The sequence below is a fragment of the Mucilaginibacter rubeus genome, assembly GCF_014643835.1.
In the GTDB taxonomy this organism is placed as follows: Bacteria; Bacteroidota; Bacteroidia; order Sphingobacteriales; family Sphingobacteriaceae; genus Mucilaginibacter; species Mucilaginibacter rubeus.
Map to the genome: position 1 here is coordinate 108,326 of NZ_BMKD01000003.1, position 18,721 is coordinate 127,046.

11 protein-coding genes are annotated in these 18,721 nt (G+C 43.7%); 7 read left to right on the forward strand and 4 right to left on the reverse strand.

Going from position 1 to position 18,721, the window contains the following annotated elements:
• The 4 genes from IEX80_RS10970 to IEX80_RS10985 all read right to left on the reverse strand — a co-directional run bounded on the left by IEX80_RS10970 (nt 1) and on the right by IEX80_RS10985 (nt 6,484).
• A complete protein-coding gene (locus IEX80_RS10970; RefSeq protein WP_090531841.1) occupies nt 1-1,434 on the reverse strand; it encodes a protein phosphatase 2C domain-containing protein in 1,434 nt (477 codons plus the stop codon).
• Nucleotides 1,435-1,525: 91 nt separating this feature from the next.
• Nucleotides 1,526-2,491, reverse strand: a complete 966-nt coding sequence (locus IEX80_RS10975; protein ID WP_188832904.1) for a hypothetical protein — start codon at nt 2,489-2,491, stop codon at nt 1,526-1,528.
• Between the two features lie 18 nt (nt 2,492-2,509).
• The gene (locus IEX80_RS10980; RefSeq protein WP_090531837.1) at nt 2,510-3,937 is read right to left on the reverse strand and encodes a serine/threonine protein kinase; all 1,428 of its coding nucleotides are present in this window, start codon (nt 3,935-3,937) and stop codon (nt 2,510-2,512) included.
• A 249-nt stretch (nt 3,938-4,186) separates the two neighbouring features.
• Nucleotides 4,187-6,484 (reverse strand): glycoside hydrolase family 20 protein, encoded by a 2,298-nt coding sequence (locus IEX80_RS10985; protein ID WP_188832905.1) that lies wholly within the window; start codon nt 6,482-6,484, stop codon nt 4,187-4,189.
• Between the two features lie 180 nt (nt 6,485-6,664).
• On the opposite strand from IEX80_RS10985, the gene IEX80_RS10990 reads away from it, so the two are divergent.
• The 7 genes from IEX80_RS10990 (at nt 6,665) to IEX80_RS11020 (ending at nt 18,706) form a co-directional block, all read left to right on the forward strand.
• Nucleotides 6,665-7,600, forward strand: coding sequence for a ring-cleaving dioxygenase (locus tag IEX80_RS10990; protein WP_188832906.1), 936 nt, complete (start codon nt 6,665-6,667; stop codon nt 7,598-7,600).
• Between the two features lie 8 nt (nt 7,601-7,608).
• The gene (locus IEX80_RS10995; protein WP_188832907.1) at nt 7,609-8,232 is read left to right on the forward strand and encodes an alpha/beta hydrolase; all 624 of its coding nucleotides are present in this window, start codon (nt 7,609-7,611) and stop codon (nt 8,230-8,232) included.
• Between the two features lie 276 nt (nt 8,233-8,508).
• The gene (locus IEX80_RS11000) at nt 8,509-9,093 is read left to right on the forward strand and encodes an RNA polymerase sigma-70 factor (RefSeq protein ID WP_188832908.1); all 585 of its coding nucleotides are present in this window, start codon (nt 8,509-8,511) and stop codon (nt 9,091-9,093) included.
• A 361-nt stretch (nt 9,094-9,454) separates the two neighbouring features.
• Entirely contained in the window at nt 9,455-10,615 is a 1,161-nt protein-coding gene (locus IEX80_RS11005) for a FecR family protein (RefSeq protein WP_188832909.1), read from the forward strand.
• A gap of 268 nt (nt 10,616-10,883) precedes the next feature.
• Nucleotides 10,884-14,207 (forward strand): TonB-dependent receptor, encoded by a 3,324-nt coding sequence (locus IEX80_RS11010; RefSeq protein ID WP_188832910.1) that lies wholly within the window; start codon nt 10,884-10,886, stop codon nt 14,205-14,207.
• 57 nt (nt 14,208-14,264) lie between these two features.
• The gene (locus IEX80_RS11015; protein ID WP_188832911.1) at nt 14,265-15,758 is read left to right on the forward strand and encodes a RagB/SusD family nutrient uptake outer membrane protein; all 1,494 of its coding nucleotides are present in this window, start codon (nt 14,265-14,267) and stop codon (nt 15,756-15,758) included.
• Nucleotides 15,759-15,934: 176 nt separating this feature from the next.
• Nucleotides 15,935-18,706, forward strand: a complete 2,772-nt coding sequence (locus IEX80_RS11020) for a family 78 glycoside hydrolase catalytic domain (RefSeq protein WP_188832912.1) — start codon at nt 15,935-15,937, stop codon at nt 18,704-18,706.
• The last annotated feature ends 15 nt before the right edge of the window (nt 18,707-18,721 follow it).

The window sequence follows — 18,721 nt, forward strand, 5'->3', positions numbered from 1 at the left end:
TCAGTGAGTAGCTTTAGTTGGGACAGAATCAGTTTTGAACATGCTGCCAAACAACCTGCCCGAGATGTATTTTTTATTAGGGAACATGTACAATGCCTGCACCGGCGTTAAGCAGTTATTGAACTGCACATTTTTTAGCACAAGGGCATCGTTATGTGTTACGATAGCTGTACCAAAGCCATCAAAAGCAACGCTATCCAGCACTACATATTTGCAGTTGGCAGCCAGCGCGATAGCCGGGCCAGAATAGGTGGAATCTTTTTTAAATACGACGGCGCCCTTTGTTTTAATATACAGGCTATCCTTATTGATATGCAGCGTATCGCTCAGCACAATAGGCTGCTGAAAATCAGCCGCTGAAAGTAACAACGTATGGCCTTTTAATTTATTGATAGTATCCTGGAGCTTGAGCTCCACCGCGTTTTTAATATGCTGAGCTACCAACGTATCTGTTTTTTTAGGAACAGCAGCCTGATCTGCATTCTTTTTAAACTGCCAGATAAATCCACCCAAAAAAATAAAGCAAAGCAGGGTAAGTACAGCCACTGTGCCGCCATTGCCTTTGGTTTTTACCACAGGATCAGGCTCTTCTTGCCTTTTTACCGGGGCGGGTGCAATTGCTTCCGGCTGTTCGGCAACTTTTACAGCAGCAACCGCTGGTTTCGTGGCGCTGTGTTGCTTGCGCTCCTTATCGTTATGTACCAGTACAACGGTCACATTATCTTTTCCACCACGGTTATTGGCTGCATCAATCAGTTTTTTTCCCTTTTCGGGCAGGTTATCGCTGCTGGTAAGGATATTGGTGATCTTGCTTTTATCAACAAGGTCGGTTAAGCCGTCGCTGCAAATGAGCAGGATATCGCCCGGCAAAAAGGGCGAGTTACCTGTCTCTACAAAATCGGGGTCCTGGCCTATTTGCCCGGCAAAACCAAGCGCTTTGTTGATCTCGTTGCGTTTGGGGTGGTCCATGGCCGCTTCCTCGGTCAGCCGGCCCGAATCTTCCAGGAAGCCCACAAAAGAGTGATCTTTCGAGATCTTGATCAGCGAATAATCTCGCAGCAGGTACAGACGGGTGTCCCCAACGTGGGCATAATAAAATTTATTGTTGATCATATCAACCACGGCCAGTGTAAGCACACAGGCCATGTTTTCAAGATCTTTGTTCTGTACTTTTTCGTCGTAGATCCGTTGATTGGCAATGGTAAACGTATTTACCAATAGCGGCACAATATCGCCGGCTATATATTGCAATTGCTCCAGGATGGTGGCGCGGGCAATTTCGGCAGCTATTTCGCCGCCGGCATAACCGCCAACCCCATCAACCACACAGGCAATGATAAAATTACCATCACCAGATTTTTCGGCAATAAAAACGTCCTCGTTATTTTGCCTTTGCCTACCGGTATCTGTTATCCCGAAAAAATTATTTGCCATGGTTTTAACTGGATTTTTTTATGTCGATAAAATGAGCTACCAATAACAGCACACATATTGCCAGCAGCCCTATTGATAATACCTGTGACATTTATGGTTCGGGTTTAAATATGTTAATACCTACTATGCCATTGAGCAGAATCCTGGAGTTGAACGGCAGCTCAACCCATTGCGGCGAGTTCACGTCGCTCCCGGCTACTTCCAGTTCGTTGATCAGGGTGCGCTCGCCAAAAGACGCCATGTAAAACTTACCATCGGCTTTATTTAACCTGATGCGCAGGTGGGGGGTGTTCACCCATTCAGACGGCACCTTAAACACGGCCTGCTCGTCCCTTTCCTCATCACTGCCCGATACAACAATATCATCATCCTTGATCAGGTACTCCACCTTGCGGCCAACAAACTGCTTATCGGGCATAATGGTTTCCAGCCGGGCCAGTACTTTGGTTCCGGGCTTAACTACGTCCTTTTCATTGTGCTGCAGGTCGTTAGCATAAGGCAATTCGTAATAACCTTCGCTGTAATAAGTAAAGCCTTTTAAAACCTCGTTACTGATATCCAGGGTTTGGGCAACACCCGTTTGGCGCGGAATGAATGTAACCCGCAGGTTCTCATCTTTTTTAGCGCTTGTGCCGGGCAGCAGTTTGCCTATAAAACCCTTATCGCCGCGTTTATAATCCGGGTGCGATACCAGCCTGAATACCCATTTTGAGCTTGAAGGTTCCACCTTTTTGCCTACTTCCTGGTGTTCGCGCAGCAGTTCATAGAATTTTTTAACAGATTCATTAACGATAATGCCGAACAGGCCAGAGCGGTTATTTACAAAATCCTGGTAATCTTCTTCGTTAAAGCTGATGATAAATTCGTGGTAAAAAACTATCCTGTCGGCAAAAGAAAGCTGCTTGATCGATTCCTTGAATTTTTCGATGATGTACAAATACACGTCATCGGGCGTTAGCGCTTTTATTTTTACAGCCTCCTCGTTTACTGGTTTTCCGTTTGGTAAAAACCAGTCCTGAAGGCCTATCCGTTTCCAAAATGTTGATTTAGGTTCCATTCTGTATTTGCTAAATCATTAAAAGTTTAAGTTAGAGGTATCCGCTTTTTTCACACTATCGCGATAAAACTGGGTATCTTCCTTTTGTTGTTTTGCCCGTTGTATGTTACGCAATATCGAATCGGCGGTTGAATCAACTTCCGGTGGAATATTGCTCTCATCTTTGTAATCACTGGCCTTAGGCTGCTGTACAGAGTCTTTTTTTTGGGGTGGGATAATTTTACTACTTGCAGCCGAATCGGTTGCCTTTTTTGAAGGTTTAAACAGCCTGCTAACCACCCCATTATAAATACGCCCGCCAAACTTATCCATCACCACTGCCGAAAACACGGTAAAACCGCAAAGCAATATTATGAACATAATGAAGATCGGCTTTGACATGCGCACGGCTTTGCTATCAGCAGGCTCGTTGCTAACTACCTGTGCCGGTTGCTTGTTCTCGTTTTCCTGGTAATATAGCACCAGCCCCTGCAGTCGTTCATTTTCCTTCAATAAAACTTCGGTGTTCCACGATTCATCGGGGTGCGTTGGACTGATAGCGCCGATACTGCCCTGCATCAAAGCTTCCTGCAATTCAATGCCGTTGGCATACCGGTTATTGATGTCTTTTTGCAGACATTTAGCTACAATCTGTAATAACCAGGCCGGAACCTGCATCTGCATTTCCTTTTTCTCGTCCGACCAGCTTTCGGGCAGGTTTTTGCGGCGCAGCTCCATTACATCAGGTATCTCCGACTCCATGTGGGCCAGCATCACGGCGTTGCGTGCTGTTTCGCCATTATCTTTTAGCGGGAAAGGCACCTGCCCGCCAATCAATTCATACAGGATGATGCCGTAGCTGTACACATCTGTTTGGAAATACATCAGGCCTTCATTTTGCTCGGGCGCCATAAATTCAATAGCGCCCGCATGACGGATACTGGTACGGCGCTGATCATCAGACATGGCCGAAAGACCAAAATCAAGCAGCACGTAGTTACCGGTATGTACGTTGAACTTTACATTGTTGCTTTTGATGTCGCCGTGCTTTACCGAAACTTTGTGACAGTGTGATAACGCATTTGCCAGCTGATCGGCCAGTTTAATGATCTCTTTAATGCTGAAGATAGCCTCATGCGGTGGTTTCAGCAGGTCTTCCAGATCGGGGCCATCAATATATTCCATTTCGATAAACGGGAACGAACCACTTTCGGTAATGCCCGAATTAAGAATCTTAACCACATTTGGGTTAGGCTCTTCGTTTACCTTTTTTAGTTTTTCGACCTCGTTCTGGAAATTGCGAAAATTTTTATCGTCGGTGCTTTCGGTATGAATAGGAGTGGGCAGGAGCTTTACCGCTGTGATAATAGGCCCATAGCGGCGACCTTTATAAACAGAGCCCTGACCGCCCGTTCGTAAAGCCCCCATGTTTTCCAAACCTTCGGTAATAGTAAATACTTTGCTCATTGAGTTATACTTGGGGAATGAGTATTCGTGACAAATATTAAAAACTTTTTACTCAACATAACGCAGGCATTAGTGTTTGGTATAAAAATATAAAAAAATAACCGCTGATTAGGGTGATTTCGTTGATTACGCTGATTATGAATGTTGTCTGAACTCGAATTTATTGAATTAAAAGAATGGACAGAATGCTCAGCAAATTCAATAAATTCCCTTAATTCAATAAATTCGAGTTCAGACGACCATAGTTCATTAATTCACAATTATCTCATCCACCATCAACCAGGCCTTCGCTCCGGCAATATACTCACCCGGCGGAATAATCCCTTTGTTAGTTGCTTTTACCCTGATATATCTTGCCTGCTGTGCTTTGATGTTTGCCCTTACAGCGTTGATGCCGTTATCCGGGAAATCAGTCTGGCGGTAAACTTCGGTATAATTGCTTCCATCTGTTGATACCTCAAAGGTAAGCAGCGTTGGCTCCCACATTTTTTGCCAATGGTATTTTAATATGTTAATGCCAAGCTTTGATACGTTTTGCACGTTTCCCAGATCAACTACCGCTTCAAGGTCATCTCCACTGAAGCCATGCCATTGCCCGTCATTATAAAGCTTGCTGCCGAAGATGCCGTTCACCAAACCAAAGGTATTACCCGGATTAAACCCTCCCTGCGGCTGGTTTTTAAGCGTTACCGTTTTGCCTATGGCCTTGTGAATGGTAAATGACTTTTCATAGGTTCGGCCCTGCTGCCTGCCATTATTAAAAACAGCTGCTTTAATAATCCCTGGTGATGCTATTGTAATTGCACCTGTGTAACCTTTGCTGTTTAAGCCTGGCTCAGTACCATCTGTTGTATAAAATATTTTAGCGCCGGGTAAAGTTGTTTGGAGATTTAACGCTACCCGATGATCTGCAGTTTCTGTTACCGAATCGGTGATCTCATCAAATACATCAGCCGCGTTTATATTTAACTTTTTGAGCAAAGGCTGCTGGTACCTTAGTCGCTTCAAAAAATCCGGATAGCTTTTATTTTCCTTCGAACTCCAGGCAACTTCGGCCAAAGCCAGCATTCGCGGGAACAATTGCCGCTCGGCCTGTGCGGGGCTGGCCATGTATTCGCTCCAGGCGTTGGCTTGTACACCTTTAATATATTTTGCTTCCTCGCCGCTTAATTCATTAGTTATTGGTTCGTAATTATAGACCTTGCTTAATGGTGTGTATCCGCCGCCGGCTAATGGCTCGGCCCGGTAAAGTGACTGGTAGTAATCCAGGTATACATATTTTTCGGGCGTCATGATGGCATCATGATGCTGTTTGGCGGCGGCTATTCCACCTTCTTCGCCAGTCCAGCTCATGACGGTTGCACCAGGGGTAAGCCCGCCTTCCAGAATCTCGTCCCAGCCTATGATCTGCCGGCCTTTACTGTTCAGGTATTTTTCCATGCGGCCGATGAAATAACTTTGCAGTTCCTTCTCATCTTTCAGGTGTTCGTCCTTAATGCGCTGCTGGCATTTGGGGCAGACCTTCCATTTGGTTTTAGGGCATTCATCACCGCCGATGTGAATATATTTTGAAGGGAACAACGGCAGTACCTCATTCATCACATTTTGTAAAAAGGTAAACGTTTCGTCATTGCCGGCGCAATACACATCGTCAAAAATGCCCCAAAATGTTGCGGTTTTATACGGCCCGCCTGTACAGCCCAATTGCGGGTAAGCAGCCAGCGCCGCCAACGCATGGCCCGGCATTTCAATTTCCGGGATTACGGTAATGTGCCTTTGGGTGGCATATTCTACAATTTCTTTAACCTCATCCTGGGTGTAATAGCCGCCATAGCGTTTACCATCAAACCTGTGCGGACTATCCTTTTTGTGGCCAATGATGGTTTCATCGCGGTAAGCCGAAATGCTTTGCAGTAAAGGATATTTTTTTATTTCGATGCGCCAGCCCTGGTCATCAGTTAAGTGCCAGTGAAAAGTATTGATCTTGTATAGTGCCAGCAGGTCTATCCATTTTTTAATGGCTTCGGGTTTAAAAAAGTGGCGGCTTACATCTAAATGCATTCCGCGGTATGCAAAACGGGGGTAGTCGGTAATGGTATAGCCTTGTATGGTTACTTTTCCGTTGGTTACCTTTAATAGTTGCGTAAGTGATTGTAGACCGTAAAACACACCGGCTGCATCATGGCCGCTAATTTTTATACGTTTAGCTGTAACCGATAGCTTATATCCCTCTGGTTGGGTAACATATTTATCATCTATATTTAACTGAACAGGAGCATTCGACCTATGATTTGTCCGGAGGCCGAAACCTGAAACAGATTTAAACCAGGTATTGAAAAATGTAAGGTTATCCCGGCCGATGTTGGGTGTGGTACCTATTGCTGTTGATTGATTAAAAGTAAAAACCTGGTTTGCGTTTGTCTTTACCATTATAACCGGCTTAGGGATAATGCCTTCCTCCTTTACCTGAGCATTGGTTACCGCTGCAAAAAGCAAGCATAACGGAATACAACTGAGAAATTTGCGGAATGTAAACAGGTTGATCATCAATGTAAATGTAAAACCGAATATACTTTTTTTGCCGAAAGGCGGATAATGAAATCGTTTAATAATAAAAAAACACTCCCCGTTTTTCTTATCCTACATCAAGTGCCGCCGGCGATTTTGACCGTAATTTTGAATCATAATAACACAGCAAGTATTAAAATATTTAAAACAAGGAAAACAATGGAAAACACTATAAACGGCATTCACCACATCACTGCAATTGCAGGCAATGCCAAAAAAAACTATGATTTTTATACCCGTGTATTGGGCTTAAGGTTAGTTAAAAAAACCGTAAACTTTGATGATCCCGGTACTTATCACTTATATTATGGCGATGGCAACGGTACTCCCGGCTCCATCCTTACTTTCTTCCCATGGGAAGGCATCACAGCAGGTCGCCGGGGCGCAAGGCAGGTAACTGAAATTGGTTATTCGGTACCTGAAGGTAGTTTGGATTTCTGGTTGAAAAGGTTTGAGGATAACAATGTGATCTACAACAAACCGGCCGAAAAATTTGGCGAGCAGTATCTTACTTTCCTTGATCCTGATGGTTTGAAATTTGAGCTTATCGTTCCCAAAAAAGCCGATGACCGCACGCCATGGGAAACTGCCGAGGTAACCGCAGCCAATGCTACCAAAGGTTTTCACAGCATTACTATTACATCAAATAAAATTGAGGCTACTGCCAAAATATTAACCGGTGTATTAGGCTATCGCTTACTGGAACAGCATGTTAACCGCTACAGGTTTATTACCGATGCTGTCGAAAATGCAGCTATAGTTGATTTGGTGGAAGTTCCGGGAGAAGTTGCCGGTCATGTAGCGGGTGGTTCTGTTCACCACGTAGCATTCCGCGTACCAAACGAAAAAGTATTGATGGAATACCGTGAAAAGATAGCAAACCTTGGCTTGCATATCACCGACAAAATAGACAGAAACTATTTCTACTCATTATACTTCCGCGAACCAGGTGGTGTTTTGTTTGAGATAGCAACCGATAACCCAGGCTTCGCGGTTGATGAACCAGCCGAATTATTGGGCACAGGATTAAAATTACCTGCACAGTATGAAAACCTGCGCGGCGAGTTGGAAAAAACATTACCATCATTAGTTTAATAAAACAGATGTACAGGCACACAAAACAGCTTGTTTCGGCGGGAGTTCCCGCCGAACAGGCCAAAAAGGCCATCATTATGCTGCATGGCCGCGGAGCATCGGCAAGCAGCATAATCTCGCTTAAAGATCATCTTGAATTAGATGGGTACGCTATCTATGCGCCACAGGCCAATCAACATAGCTGGTATCCCTACAGCTTTATGGCTCCGGTTCAAAATAATCAACCGGCACTTGATTCGGCCCTTGAAGTGATTGACGAACTGGTTGAGGACCTCAGGCAAAAAGGAATAGCACAGGAAAATATCTATTTCCTTGGTTTTTCGCAGGGCGCATGTTTAACGCTTGAATATACCGGCCGAAATGCCGGCAGGTACGGGGGGATTATCGCTTTCACCGGCGGATTGATAGGAGAGGAGCTGGTTAAGGAAAACTATAAAGGCGATTTTAACAATACCCCGGTACTGGTCACCACCGGCGACCCCGACCCGCATGTACCAGTTAGCAGGGTTAATGACAGTGTTGAAATATTAAAAGAATTAAATGCGGGTGTAACCCTCAAAATATATAAAGGCCGCCAGCATACTATTTCCCATGAAGAAATTGTGTTGGCAAACGAGATACTGAAGAATTGATTGTTTTCAAAGTTGAGTGTTTAAGAGTGGAGAGCTGCCCGGAGGGGCGGCTCTCTTTTTTTTGCCGGATAGCATTGACTAACCTGTATAATAAATAAGTTATGTCTACGCTTTCTGACAACCTTGGGGTTATTTTATATTAATAACCAATAGTTTGAAACTATGGTTAAGCCGTTCATAATTAGCAGATAAGCTTATTTTTACTTTTTAAATATATTAAATTAATATTTAAGTAATTTTAGCCTTTGTTTCCCGGACGAACTTAATTAGTAAACTATGCCCGACAAAATTGTGATGAGCGATATGCAGCTCATTAGCCGATTAAAGGCTGATGATGAAGCGGCGCTTACCATGATTTACAGGAGGTACTGGGCTTCGCTTTTTAAAGCGGCTTATAATATCTTAAAAGACAGGCAGGCATGCGAGGATATTATCCAGGAACTGTTTATTAAGCTTTGGGATTGCCGGGCCGAAGTGGAGATCACTATATCGCTTAAAGCCTATCTGTATGCATCGGTACGTTATGGGGTTTACAGGCAAATCCGCACAGGTACGCCCGTAAGAAGCGAGATTTTTGACGATCTGATAGAACGCCTGCACACTCCAGCTACCCACAACACCATTGAGCATAAAGAACTGTTACTGCAAATAAACCAGGTAATTGATACCCTGCCCGAAAAATGCCGGGAAGTTTACAAGCTAAGCCGCGAAGAATGCCTTACCCATAAGGAAATAGCCCTGCAGCTAAATATATCCACTAAAACCGTCGAAAATCATTTAACCAAAGCGCTTCGCCAGTTGCGCGGCTCGTTAGGCTCTGCTTTTATCCTGGAAGCGTTGATGTTTTTTTTAGATAAATAGCATCAAATGAAATCTTAGCTATTTAAAAATGTAAAATATTTATTCCGTTGGTTTTAACCAACAGTGAAATAATTCGAAAAGTCTGGCTTTAGCCCAATTATACAGGCGGGTTTAGGCTAAAGCCCTCTTTATCGCTATTTAATATTCCGTTGGTTAAAACCAACGGCAATGAAAATTCTATTGAATGATTAGAGACTTGATTGTTTTTACACAGCTTTTCACCGGATTTTTTTTGGGGGAGATAATTGATTTTCGGCTAACATTCGTTTGTTAAAGCCTATTTACAAAATCTTTTAATTTTTTTTCATTTCGACGTAGGGGATACCCCCGTTTTTTTACTCTCCCTAACAAAACCACATTTGTGCAAAAAGAAGAATTTTTACAACTGATAGATAAATACCTGGCCGGGCAGGCAACTGCCGCGGACAAGGAACAGTTGTTGAATTTTTTCGAAAGCTTTCAGGGTGATACCGACGAATGGGATGAAAAAATAATTGGTGTAAAACAGGAACTGGAAGACCGCATGTTAAGCAACATCAGGCAGGCGATAGCCGAGCCGGTAGCTAACAAGGGCCCAAAAGTTATAAGGTTACATTTTTTCAGAAATGTTGCCGCTGCTGTTATCCTGTTGGCCGTGTCGGGCATTGCTGTTTATCATTGGTGTATTAAACATGAACAGCAAAAACTGGTTGCTCAAAACAAAGCAATTGTAAAGCATGACGTTGAGCCTGGCGATAACAGGGCTGTTTTAACCCTTGCCAATGGCTCCAAACTGATACTCGATTCGGCTAAGATCGGCTTGCTCAATCAATCGGGTAACACCAGCATTAATAAAACGCAGGATGGGCAGGTGGTTTACACCGCGGATAAAGATCAACAGCAAAATGGACCGGTTGCCTATAACACCATTAGCACCCCCAGGGGCGGCCAGTACCGGGTAGTGCTTCCTGATGGTTCAAAAGTTTGGCTTAACTCTGCCTCTTCACTGAAATTCCCTACGGCATTTACAGGTACCGAACGTGATGTTGAACTCACCGGTGAAGGATATTTTGAGGTGGCCAAAAATAAGGCGAAGCCTTTTAATGTAAAGGTTAAAGATATTAACGTGGCCGTATTGGGCACGCATTTCAATATCATGGCTTACAACGATGAGGCCGCTGTTAAAACCACTCTTCTTGAAGGATCGGTGAAATTAACACAAGGTAATACGAGCAATTTATTAAAGCCCGGTCAGCAGGGCATTATAAATGATAAAAACATTAAAATTATTGATGTTGATACCGACGAAGCGGTAGCCTGGAAAAATGGCTTCTTTGACTTTGAGCGGGCAAACATACAAGTTATTATGAAGCAGCTTTCGAGGTGGTATGGTACCGAAGTAATATACGAAGGTAAAATACCTGATGATGAGTTTGTAGGTAAGATCAGCAGGGATGTAAAACTATCGCAGGTATTGCACATCCTTGAATTAAGCCACGTGCGTTTTAGGATTGAGAACAAAAAAATAATTGTTGCGCCTTAAATACCGGCAGCTGATTTTTAACTACTAAACCCAAACTATGAAGAAACACTGACGATATAATCTCAAAATATTCCAACCTAAGCTCCCCTTATCTAAATGAAAGAAAAGCCGGAAGCGCTGCAACGCTTCCGGCATAATGAATTGGATCAAGCTTTCCTGAGTTTTCAATAACAGATTTTTTTAACCCAAACATCACGAAGTTATGCATTTAAACTTTACTGGTAAAGTATTTAGTGCCTTTGGTACACATTCAAAACTGTTTTTGACGATGAGATTAACCGTCTTATTATTAACCCTCGGCTGCCTGCAGCTAAGTGCTAAGAGCTTTTCACAATCCATAACCCTGAATGCGAGGGGAATAGCGCTTGATAAAGCTTTTAAAGCAATTGAAAAGCAAAGCGGCTATTATTTCTTTTACAGGTATAAGGATATTTCAAAAACCAAACCGGTTAATCTTTCACTAACTAACGCTTCATTACAGGAAGCGTTGCAGCAATGTTTTAAGGATGAGCCTTTAACCTATATTATAGATGATAAAAATATCATCGTAAATAAAAAGAAAACGCCCGATGTAAGCCCTGCCCAGGTACCCATAACCATAAGCGGTATTGTGGTAGATGATAAAAATCAAGCCTTACCAGGTGTTAATGTTAAAGTAAAAGGTACCAATGTTGGTGCCATAACCGGGGTGGACGGTAAGTATACCTTAAATGCCGAAGATAACGCAGTTTTGGTATTTACATTTATCGGTTTTCAAACCAAAGAGGAACCGGTTAATAAAAGAACAACTATCAACGTTGTTTTAAGTGAAGATAACAAGGAATTAAAGGAGGTAGTTGTTGTAGGCTACGGCAACCAGGAGCGTAAGGATGTAACGGGCGCTGTAGGTTCGGTAAAAATGGGCAATATCAAAGAGATCAAAACAGCGAGTCTTGATCTGAAACTGGCTGGCCAGCTCGCGGGCGTAACCGTAAACCAGGTAACCGGCACTCCGGGCGGTGGTGTATCTGTTAATATACGTGGCGCCGGTTCAGTGGGTGCCGGTGATGACCCTTTATATGTAATAGATGGTTTCCCCATTTCTCCGGGGTTTGATCAATATCAAAACCCTTTAAGTACCATCAACCCCGACGATATAGAAAATATCAGCGTATTGAAAGACGCTGCTTCTACAGCTATTTATGGTTCGCGCGGTTCAAACGGTGTAATATTGATTACTACCAGGAGGGCGAAAAAAGGAGAATCATCAGTTACGGTAAATACTTCAACAGGTATCCAAACCATATTGCCTAAAAGCAAATTAAAAATGATGACCGCCGAGCAATTTGCACAGTGGCGTAAGGAGGCTATCCAGGATGCCAATGCTGTTAACGGAACAAATAACCCGATTCCCGTTGAGTACCAAAATCCGGCAGCTTTAGGCAAGGGAACAGATTGGTTTGACGCAGTAACCAGGGTGGCGCCGATACAGAATTATGACGTAACGGTTTCTAACGGTACTGAAAAAGCACGCTCCTTGTTTTCGATGGGGTATTTCGACCAACGGGGAACGGTACTCAATACCGGGTTTCAGCGCTATTCTTTAAAAGGCACAATGGATGCTGATGTGGCAAAAAATGTTATTATTGGCTTAAGTATAGCGCCCACGTACAGTTTACGTAACCAGCAGCAAACAGATGGGCATTTTCTGTCGGCAGCATTAAGCCAGGCTTACCTTGAAAGCCCGCTTACCCCCGTAAAACAACCTGATGGTTCGTATACCAATGTTATAGGATCACCCGGTACTTTCCAGAACGTGAACCCGGTAAGCGCGCTGGTTAATACAACAAACATGTATAAGCAATTCCGTACGCTGGCCAATGCTTATGTGGAGTGGAAAGTAATTGACGGGCTTACACTACGGTCGACCTTTGGTGTTGACTATCAAAATAGTAACGGTGATTATTTCCGGCCGTCGTTTTTAGGGGGCTTTAATGCACCTAACCGCGATGGTAAACAAGTAAAAGCTGTTGGTTCATTTAACTCATCAAACACATTTAACTGGCTTAATGAAAATTCAGCTACCTATAAAAAAACTTGGGGCAATCATACATTGACTGTTTTAGGCGATTATTCGATTCAGCAGGAAACCAATCGTTACCGCTTAACATATGGTACAGATTTTCCTGATGATGCAATCCAATCCTTAAGCTCTGCAACAACTATAACCGCAAACACTATTAATGAAGAATGGAGATTGCTATCCGTAATAGGGAGGGTTAACTACGCTTATAAAGATAAATACCTGCTGAGTGCCTCTATCAGGCGCGATGGTTCATCAAGATTTGCCCCTGGGCACAGATGGGGTACGTTTCCTTCGGTTTCGGGCGGATGGCGTATTTCGGATGAATCATTCTTTCCTAAAACTTCTTTTATCGACCAGGTTAAATTTTCGGGCAGTTATGGCCATGCGGGTAACAACAACGTAGCAAGTTATATGTGGGTATCGCAGGTTGACGATACTAACTACACATTTGGCGGCGCACTTTCGCCTGGCAAGTCGCTAACAGATCTTGGCAACCAGGAACTTGGCTGGGAAACCACTAAACAGTTTGATTTTGGTGTTGACATCTCGTTATTAAAAGGCCGTGTTTATTTAATAGCCGAGTATTATAACCGTTATACCGAAAGGATGCTTCAATATATCCAAATACCAATAGTTTCCGGTTATAGCAGTGCTTTAACAAACGTGGGCAATGTGCGTAACAGGGGTTGGGAGTTTACCCTTACAACCAAAAATATCGTTGGAAAGGGATTTAACTGGAGTACCGATATGAACATTTCGTTCAACCGTAATAAAGTAATCAGCTTGGGCCCTACACCCTACATATATGATGCACCAATTAACGATAACCCTACCAGCATAACGCAGGTGGGGTTACCATTGGGGCAATTTTATGGTTATATTTTTGAAGGAATATTCCAAAACCAGGCCGAACTTGACAAATACCCGCATTTTGACGGTGAACAGGTTGGTAATATCAGGTATAAGGACGTTAATAATGATGGTATCATTGACGGGCATGATCAGGTGCCTATCGGTAATCCGTGGCCAAAGTTTACTTTCGGTTTCAACAACCACCTATCGTATAAAGGCTTTGACATGAATATCATTTCGGCAGGATCTGTTGGTGGGCACGTATTTGATATGTACAAGCAATTTACCACCAACCTTGATGGGGTATTTAATGTTGAGCAATCGGTAATACAGCGCTGGCGGTCGCCTCAGCAACCGGGGGCGGGCAAATTGCCAACAACGGTATCTAACACTAACCTTGCACGTGATTATTACCCTTCATATTGGGTTGAAAGCAACTCATACCTGATGGTTAAAAATATTGACCTTGGATATAATTTCAAAACCAAATTCAGCAAGAATTTCAGGGTTTATTTTAGTGCCCAAAATGCTATCCTGATTACAGGCTACAGAGGCGGAAGCCCCGAGGTAGGGATTGAGGGGCAGGATGGCAACCGGTCTTTATCGCCCAATGTAAACTTTACAGGTTATCCGGTCTCGGCTGTTTACACATTGGGATGTAACGTAACATTTTAAAGTATAAAAGCTTTTAACGGATCAATTGATAAGTTCAAACTTTAACAACTGAAAAGCATGAAAAAATACATATACCTTTTGGTTTTTCTTTGTGTTGCGATGTTAAGCAACTGTAAAAAAGATTATCTGAGTCTTCAGCCCACCGATACTCAAAATGGTATTAACTTTTTTAAAACCAAATCTCAGTTCATTCAGGCCACTAATGGTGCATATGCCCCGCTTCAGGGCTTATATAATGGTTCATTTTGGGCCATGGCCGAAATGCGTTCCGACAACACATCGTATGAGTATGACCCTGATGACCGCTCCGGAACAGGTAACGAAGAAATAGATGAATTCCGGGAGTTGAATAACAATGGCATCGTAGAGTCTTTCTTTAACGCTTGCTATATAGGTATTGGCCGGTGTAATGTTATTCTTGAGCGTTTGCCCGCGGCTAAACTTGATGCTGGAGTTTCAGATACGATAGCCGGACAGGCATCGTTTTTAAGGGCGTTTAACTATTTTAATATTGTGCGTATGTTTGGCGATGCCCCTTTGGTACTCACAGAAGCGCAATCTGTAGCTGATGCTTTTAAAGTTGCCACTAAAAGTCCGGTCGCTAAAATTTACACCCAGATAATAGCTGACGCGCAAACTGCCATTGCCAAGTTGCCGGTGAAGTATACAGCCACCGGCGATAAAGGGCGTGTAACCAAGGGCACAGCCGAAACTATGCTGGCCGAAGTTTACATGACCCAAAAGAAATTTGATTTGGCCATCCCGCTGCTTCGTGCTGTTATTTCATCGGGTGTTTATAGCCTGAATGCTGATTATGCCGATAACTTTGATATTCATAAAGAAAACGGCTCTGAATCGATATTTGAGATCCAGTATATAGAAGGCCCGAATGGTTTGGGCAGCGATTTCGTAGACACATTTATCCCCTGGGATTATTATGATACTGATATTACCGGTCATGACATAGCTAATGGGGCTCAAAACGGTTGGAACATCCCTACCCAGGACCTTGTAAATGCTTATGAAGAAGGTGATAAAAGGAGGGATGCTTCATTAACTGATTTTACATCAGATGAGTACGGCATCGATCTGCCTTTCATAAAGAAGTATCAGAGCATTGCATCGGTACCAGGCATTACCGGCAACAACTTCCCGGTTTATCGTTATGCAGATGTTTATCTGATGCTTGCGGAGTGTTTAAACGAACAGGGCTTCGCAGCAGGTGGCGATGCTTTCAAATACCTGAACCTGGTTAGGCAGCGCGCCGGTCTTGAACCTAAATCAATGGGCAATGCCAATCCCGATTTAAATGTTACCAGCCAGGATGGGTTTCGCGCGGCGATAGCTCACGAACGCCAGGTTGAACTTGCCTTTGAAAATCACCGCTGGTTTGATCTTTTGCGTACAGGTAAAGCAACAGAGGTAATGAAAGCGCATGCTACCCGCGAACGGGCTTATAAAAATGGTTCATGGCAAATTAATTCTGCGGCCTATAGCAATATCCGTTTGCTTTTCCAATATCCCGTTAATGAGGCTAACCTTGAACATTAATAATGTTACATGGCCAGGGTGAAACTTTTACCAGGCTATATTACGTTTATAGGTGTATATTGCGATGAACGCACATTTTGTGGGCAGGCTCGATGAAAAATTTCAGGTGCATATCAAAACAATATTGCTGTTAAAGTTTATTTAATAGCATGAACTATTAAAACCCCAAAAAAGGTATGTGTAAAAAGGTATGCACACGCGTTATTATATTGTTTTTTTCTTTTCTGCCAATAATTGTACAAGCACAAAAAGTGCCGCCTGTTCCTCCGCCGTTCCGGGTTGATAACCTGGTTTGTGAATACAAAATAAATCCCATCTCTGTCGACGATGCCGCTCCCCGTCTTGGCTGGAAACTAATAACCCGGGATCGCAACATTCAGCAAATTGCCTATGAAATAAGGGTAGGCAGTAATGCCGTATCCTTACTGAAAGGCAAAGACCTGCTTTGGACCTCGGGAAAAGTTAATTCCAATGAATCGCTGCATGTTTACTATGGCGGCCCCGCGCTCGCTTCACGTCAGAAAGTTTACTGGCAGGTACGCGTCTGGAACAACAGGCAGCAGGTTACCCCATGGAGCATGGTTAACTCATGGAAAATGGGCCTGCTTAAACCCGCCGACTGGAGTGCCAAATGGATAGAAAATAATTACCTGTCGGATACTACCGGTGGCCCATGCCCCATGTTCAGAAAAACATTTAAACTTGATCATAAGGTACGTGCGGCGCATTTATACATTACTGCCCACGGTTTGTATGAGGCGCAATTTAATGGTAAACGGATTAGCAGCGACTACTTTGCCCCCGGCTGGACGAGTTACAATAAACGCCTGCAGTACCAGGTTTATGATGTAACTGCCGACCTGTTAAAAGGCGATAACGCTGTTGGCGTAACCCTTGGCGACGGCTGGTACCGTGGTTATACCTATAATCGAAAAAAGAATGTGTATGGCACCAAGCTTGGTTTACTTTTTCAGTTAGAGGTGGTGTACACTAACGGTAAACGGATACTCATTAATTCGGATAAAACCTGGAAGGTTGCTTATGGGCCGATCCGTTCATCATCATTTTTTGATGGCGAAGTTTATGATGCCCGCAAGGAGAAGAAAGGCTGGTCGACCATTGCTTACAAAGATTTAAACTGGGATTCGGTACGCACCGTTGATACCGTTAAAGAAAATTTAGTGGCCACATTTGGTCCGCCGGTGCGCAAGCACGAAATGTTTAAGCCGCTTAAAGTGTTTACCACTCCTGCAGGCGAGCATGTGGTTGATTTTGGGCAAAACCTGGTTGGCTGGGTTCAGTTTAAATTAAAGGCAAAAGCAGGCGATACGGTAAAGCTGTTCCATGCCGAGGTTTTGGATCAGAAAGGGAACTTCTACACAAAAAACCTGCGTACAGCCAAGCAGGAAAACGTATATGTTTTTAAGGGCGATAGTATTGAAACATTCGAACCTCATTTTACCTTCCAGGGGTTCAGGTATATGAAGGTTGAAGGATATGATGGCCAGTTGGATTCTACCAATGTGGCTGCCTTTGCCTTGTACTCGGATATGGTGCAAACGGGTATGTTCTCTACCTCCAATCCGCTTATCAACCAGTTGCAGCATAATATTCAATGGGGGCAAAAGGGCAATTTTATCGATGTACCTACCGACTGCCCCCAGCGCGACGAGCGTATGGGCTGGACGGGCGATGCCCAGGCCTTTTCCCGCACCGCTACCTTCAATATGGATGTGGCCGGATTTTTTACCAAATGGCTAAAAGATCTTTCGGCCGACCAGCATAAAAACGGCGCGGTGCCCTATGTGATCCCTAACATGCTGGATAGCGCTTCGGCAGCAGCCTCAGGATGGAGCGATGTGGCAACTATTGTCCCCTGGAATATTTACCTGGCTTACGGCGATAAAAAGGTATTGGAAAACCAGTATCCAAGCATGACCGCCTGGGTGGGCTACATTACCCGGCATACCCGAAACGGCCTTTGGGACACCGGTAACCACTTTGGCGACTGGCTGTTTTACGCCGGTACCGACTATGAGGATGGCGCCGCCCTTACCGATAAAAACCTGATAGCGCAGGCTTTTTATGCTTATTCAACTCAGCTGGTTATTAATGCCGCTACCATATTGGGTAAGGAAGATGATGTTAAAAAATATACCGCGCTGTTAGCTGATATCAAAAAGGCTTTCCAGGCAGAATATGTTACACCTAACGGACGTATGATTTCGGGTACGCAAACATCATATGTACTGGCCCTCAACTTCGACCTGCTGCCGGAAAACCTGCGCGAATCTGCCGCCAAAAGGCTGGTAAACAATATTGAAGATTATGATGAACACATTACAACAGGCTTTTTAGGCACACCTTATATCTGTCATGTGTTAAGTCGTTTCGGTCATACCGATATTGCCTATGACCTGTTGATGAAAGAATCATACCCATCATGGCTTTATCCCGTAAAAAACGGGGCTACTACCATTTGGGAGCGCTGGGATGGCATAAAACCCAATGGTACTTTTGAAGATCCGGAGATGAACTCCTTTAACCACTATGCTTACGGCGCCATCGGCGACTGGATGTACCGGGTTATTGCAGGGATCAATACCGACGAGAGTAGCCCTGGCTTTCATAAAATAAATATCTTCCCGCATCCCGGCGGCAAATTGACCAATGCCAATGCCGAGCTGGAAACACTTTACGGAAAGGTAAAATCGGCCTGGAGTATTGATAACGGCATTTTTACCCTTGATGTAATTGTGCCGCCAAATACTACTGCTACAGTCACCCTACCGGCGGTTGATGGCCCGGTGACAGAAAATAATATCGACATTAATACCAATAAAGATATCGCTAACATCAAACCGGCCGGCGGTGATATGCAGATGGATGTGGGCTCGGGTACTTACCAGTTCAAATACATTTTAAAAACCCATAAAAAAAATAGCTAATAGTACTGTAATACA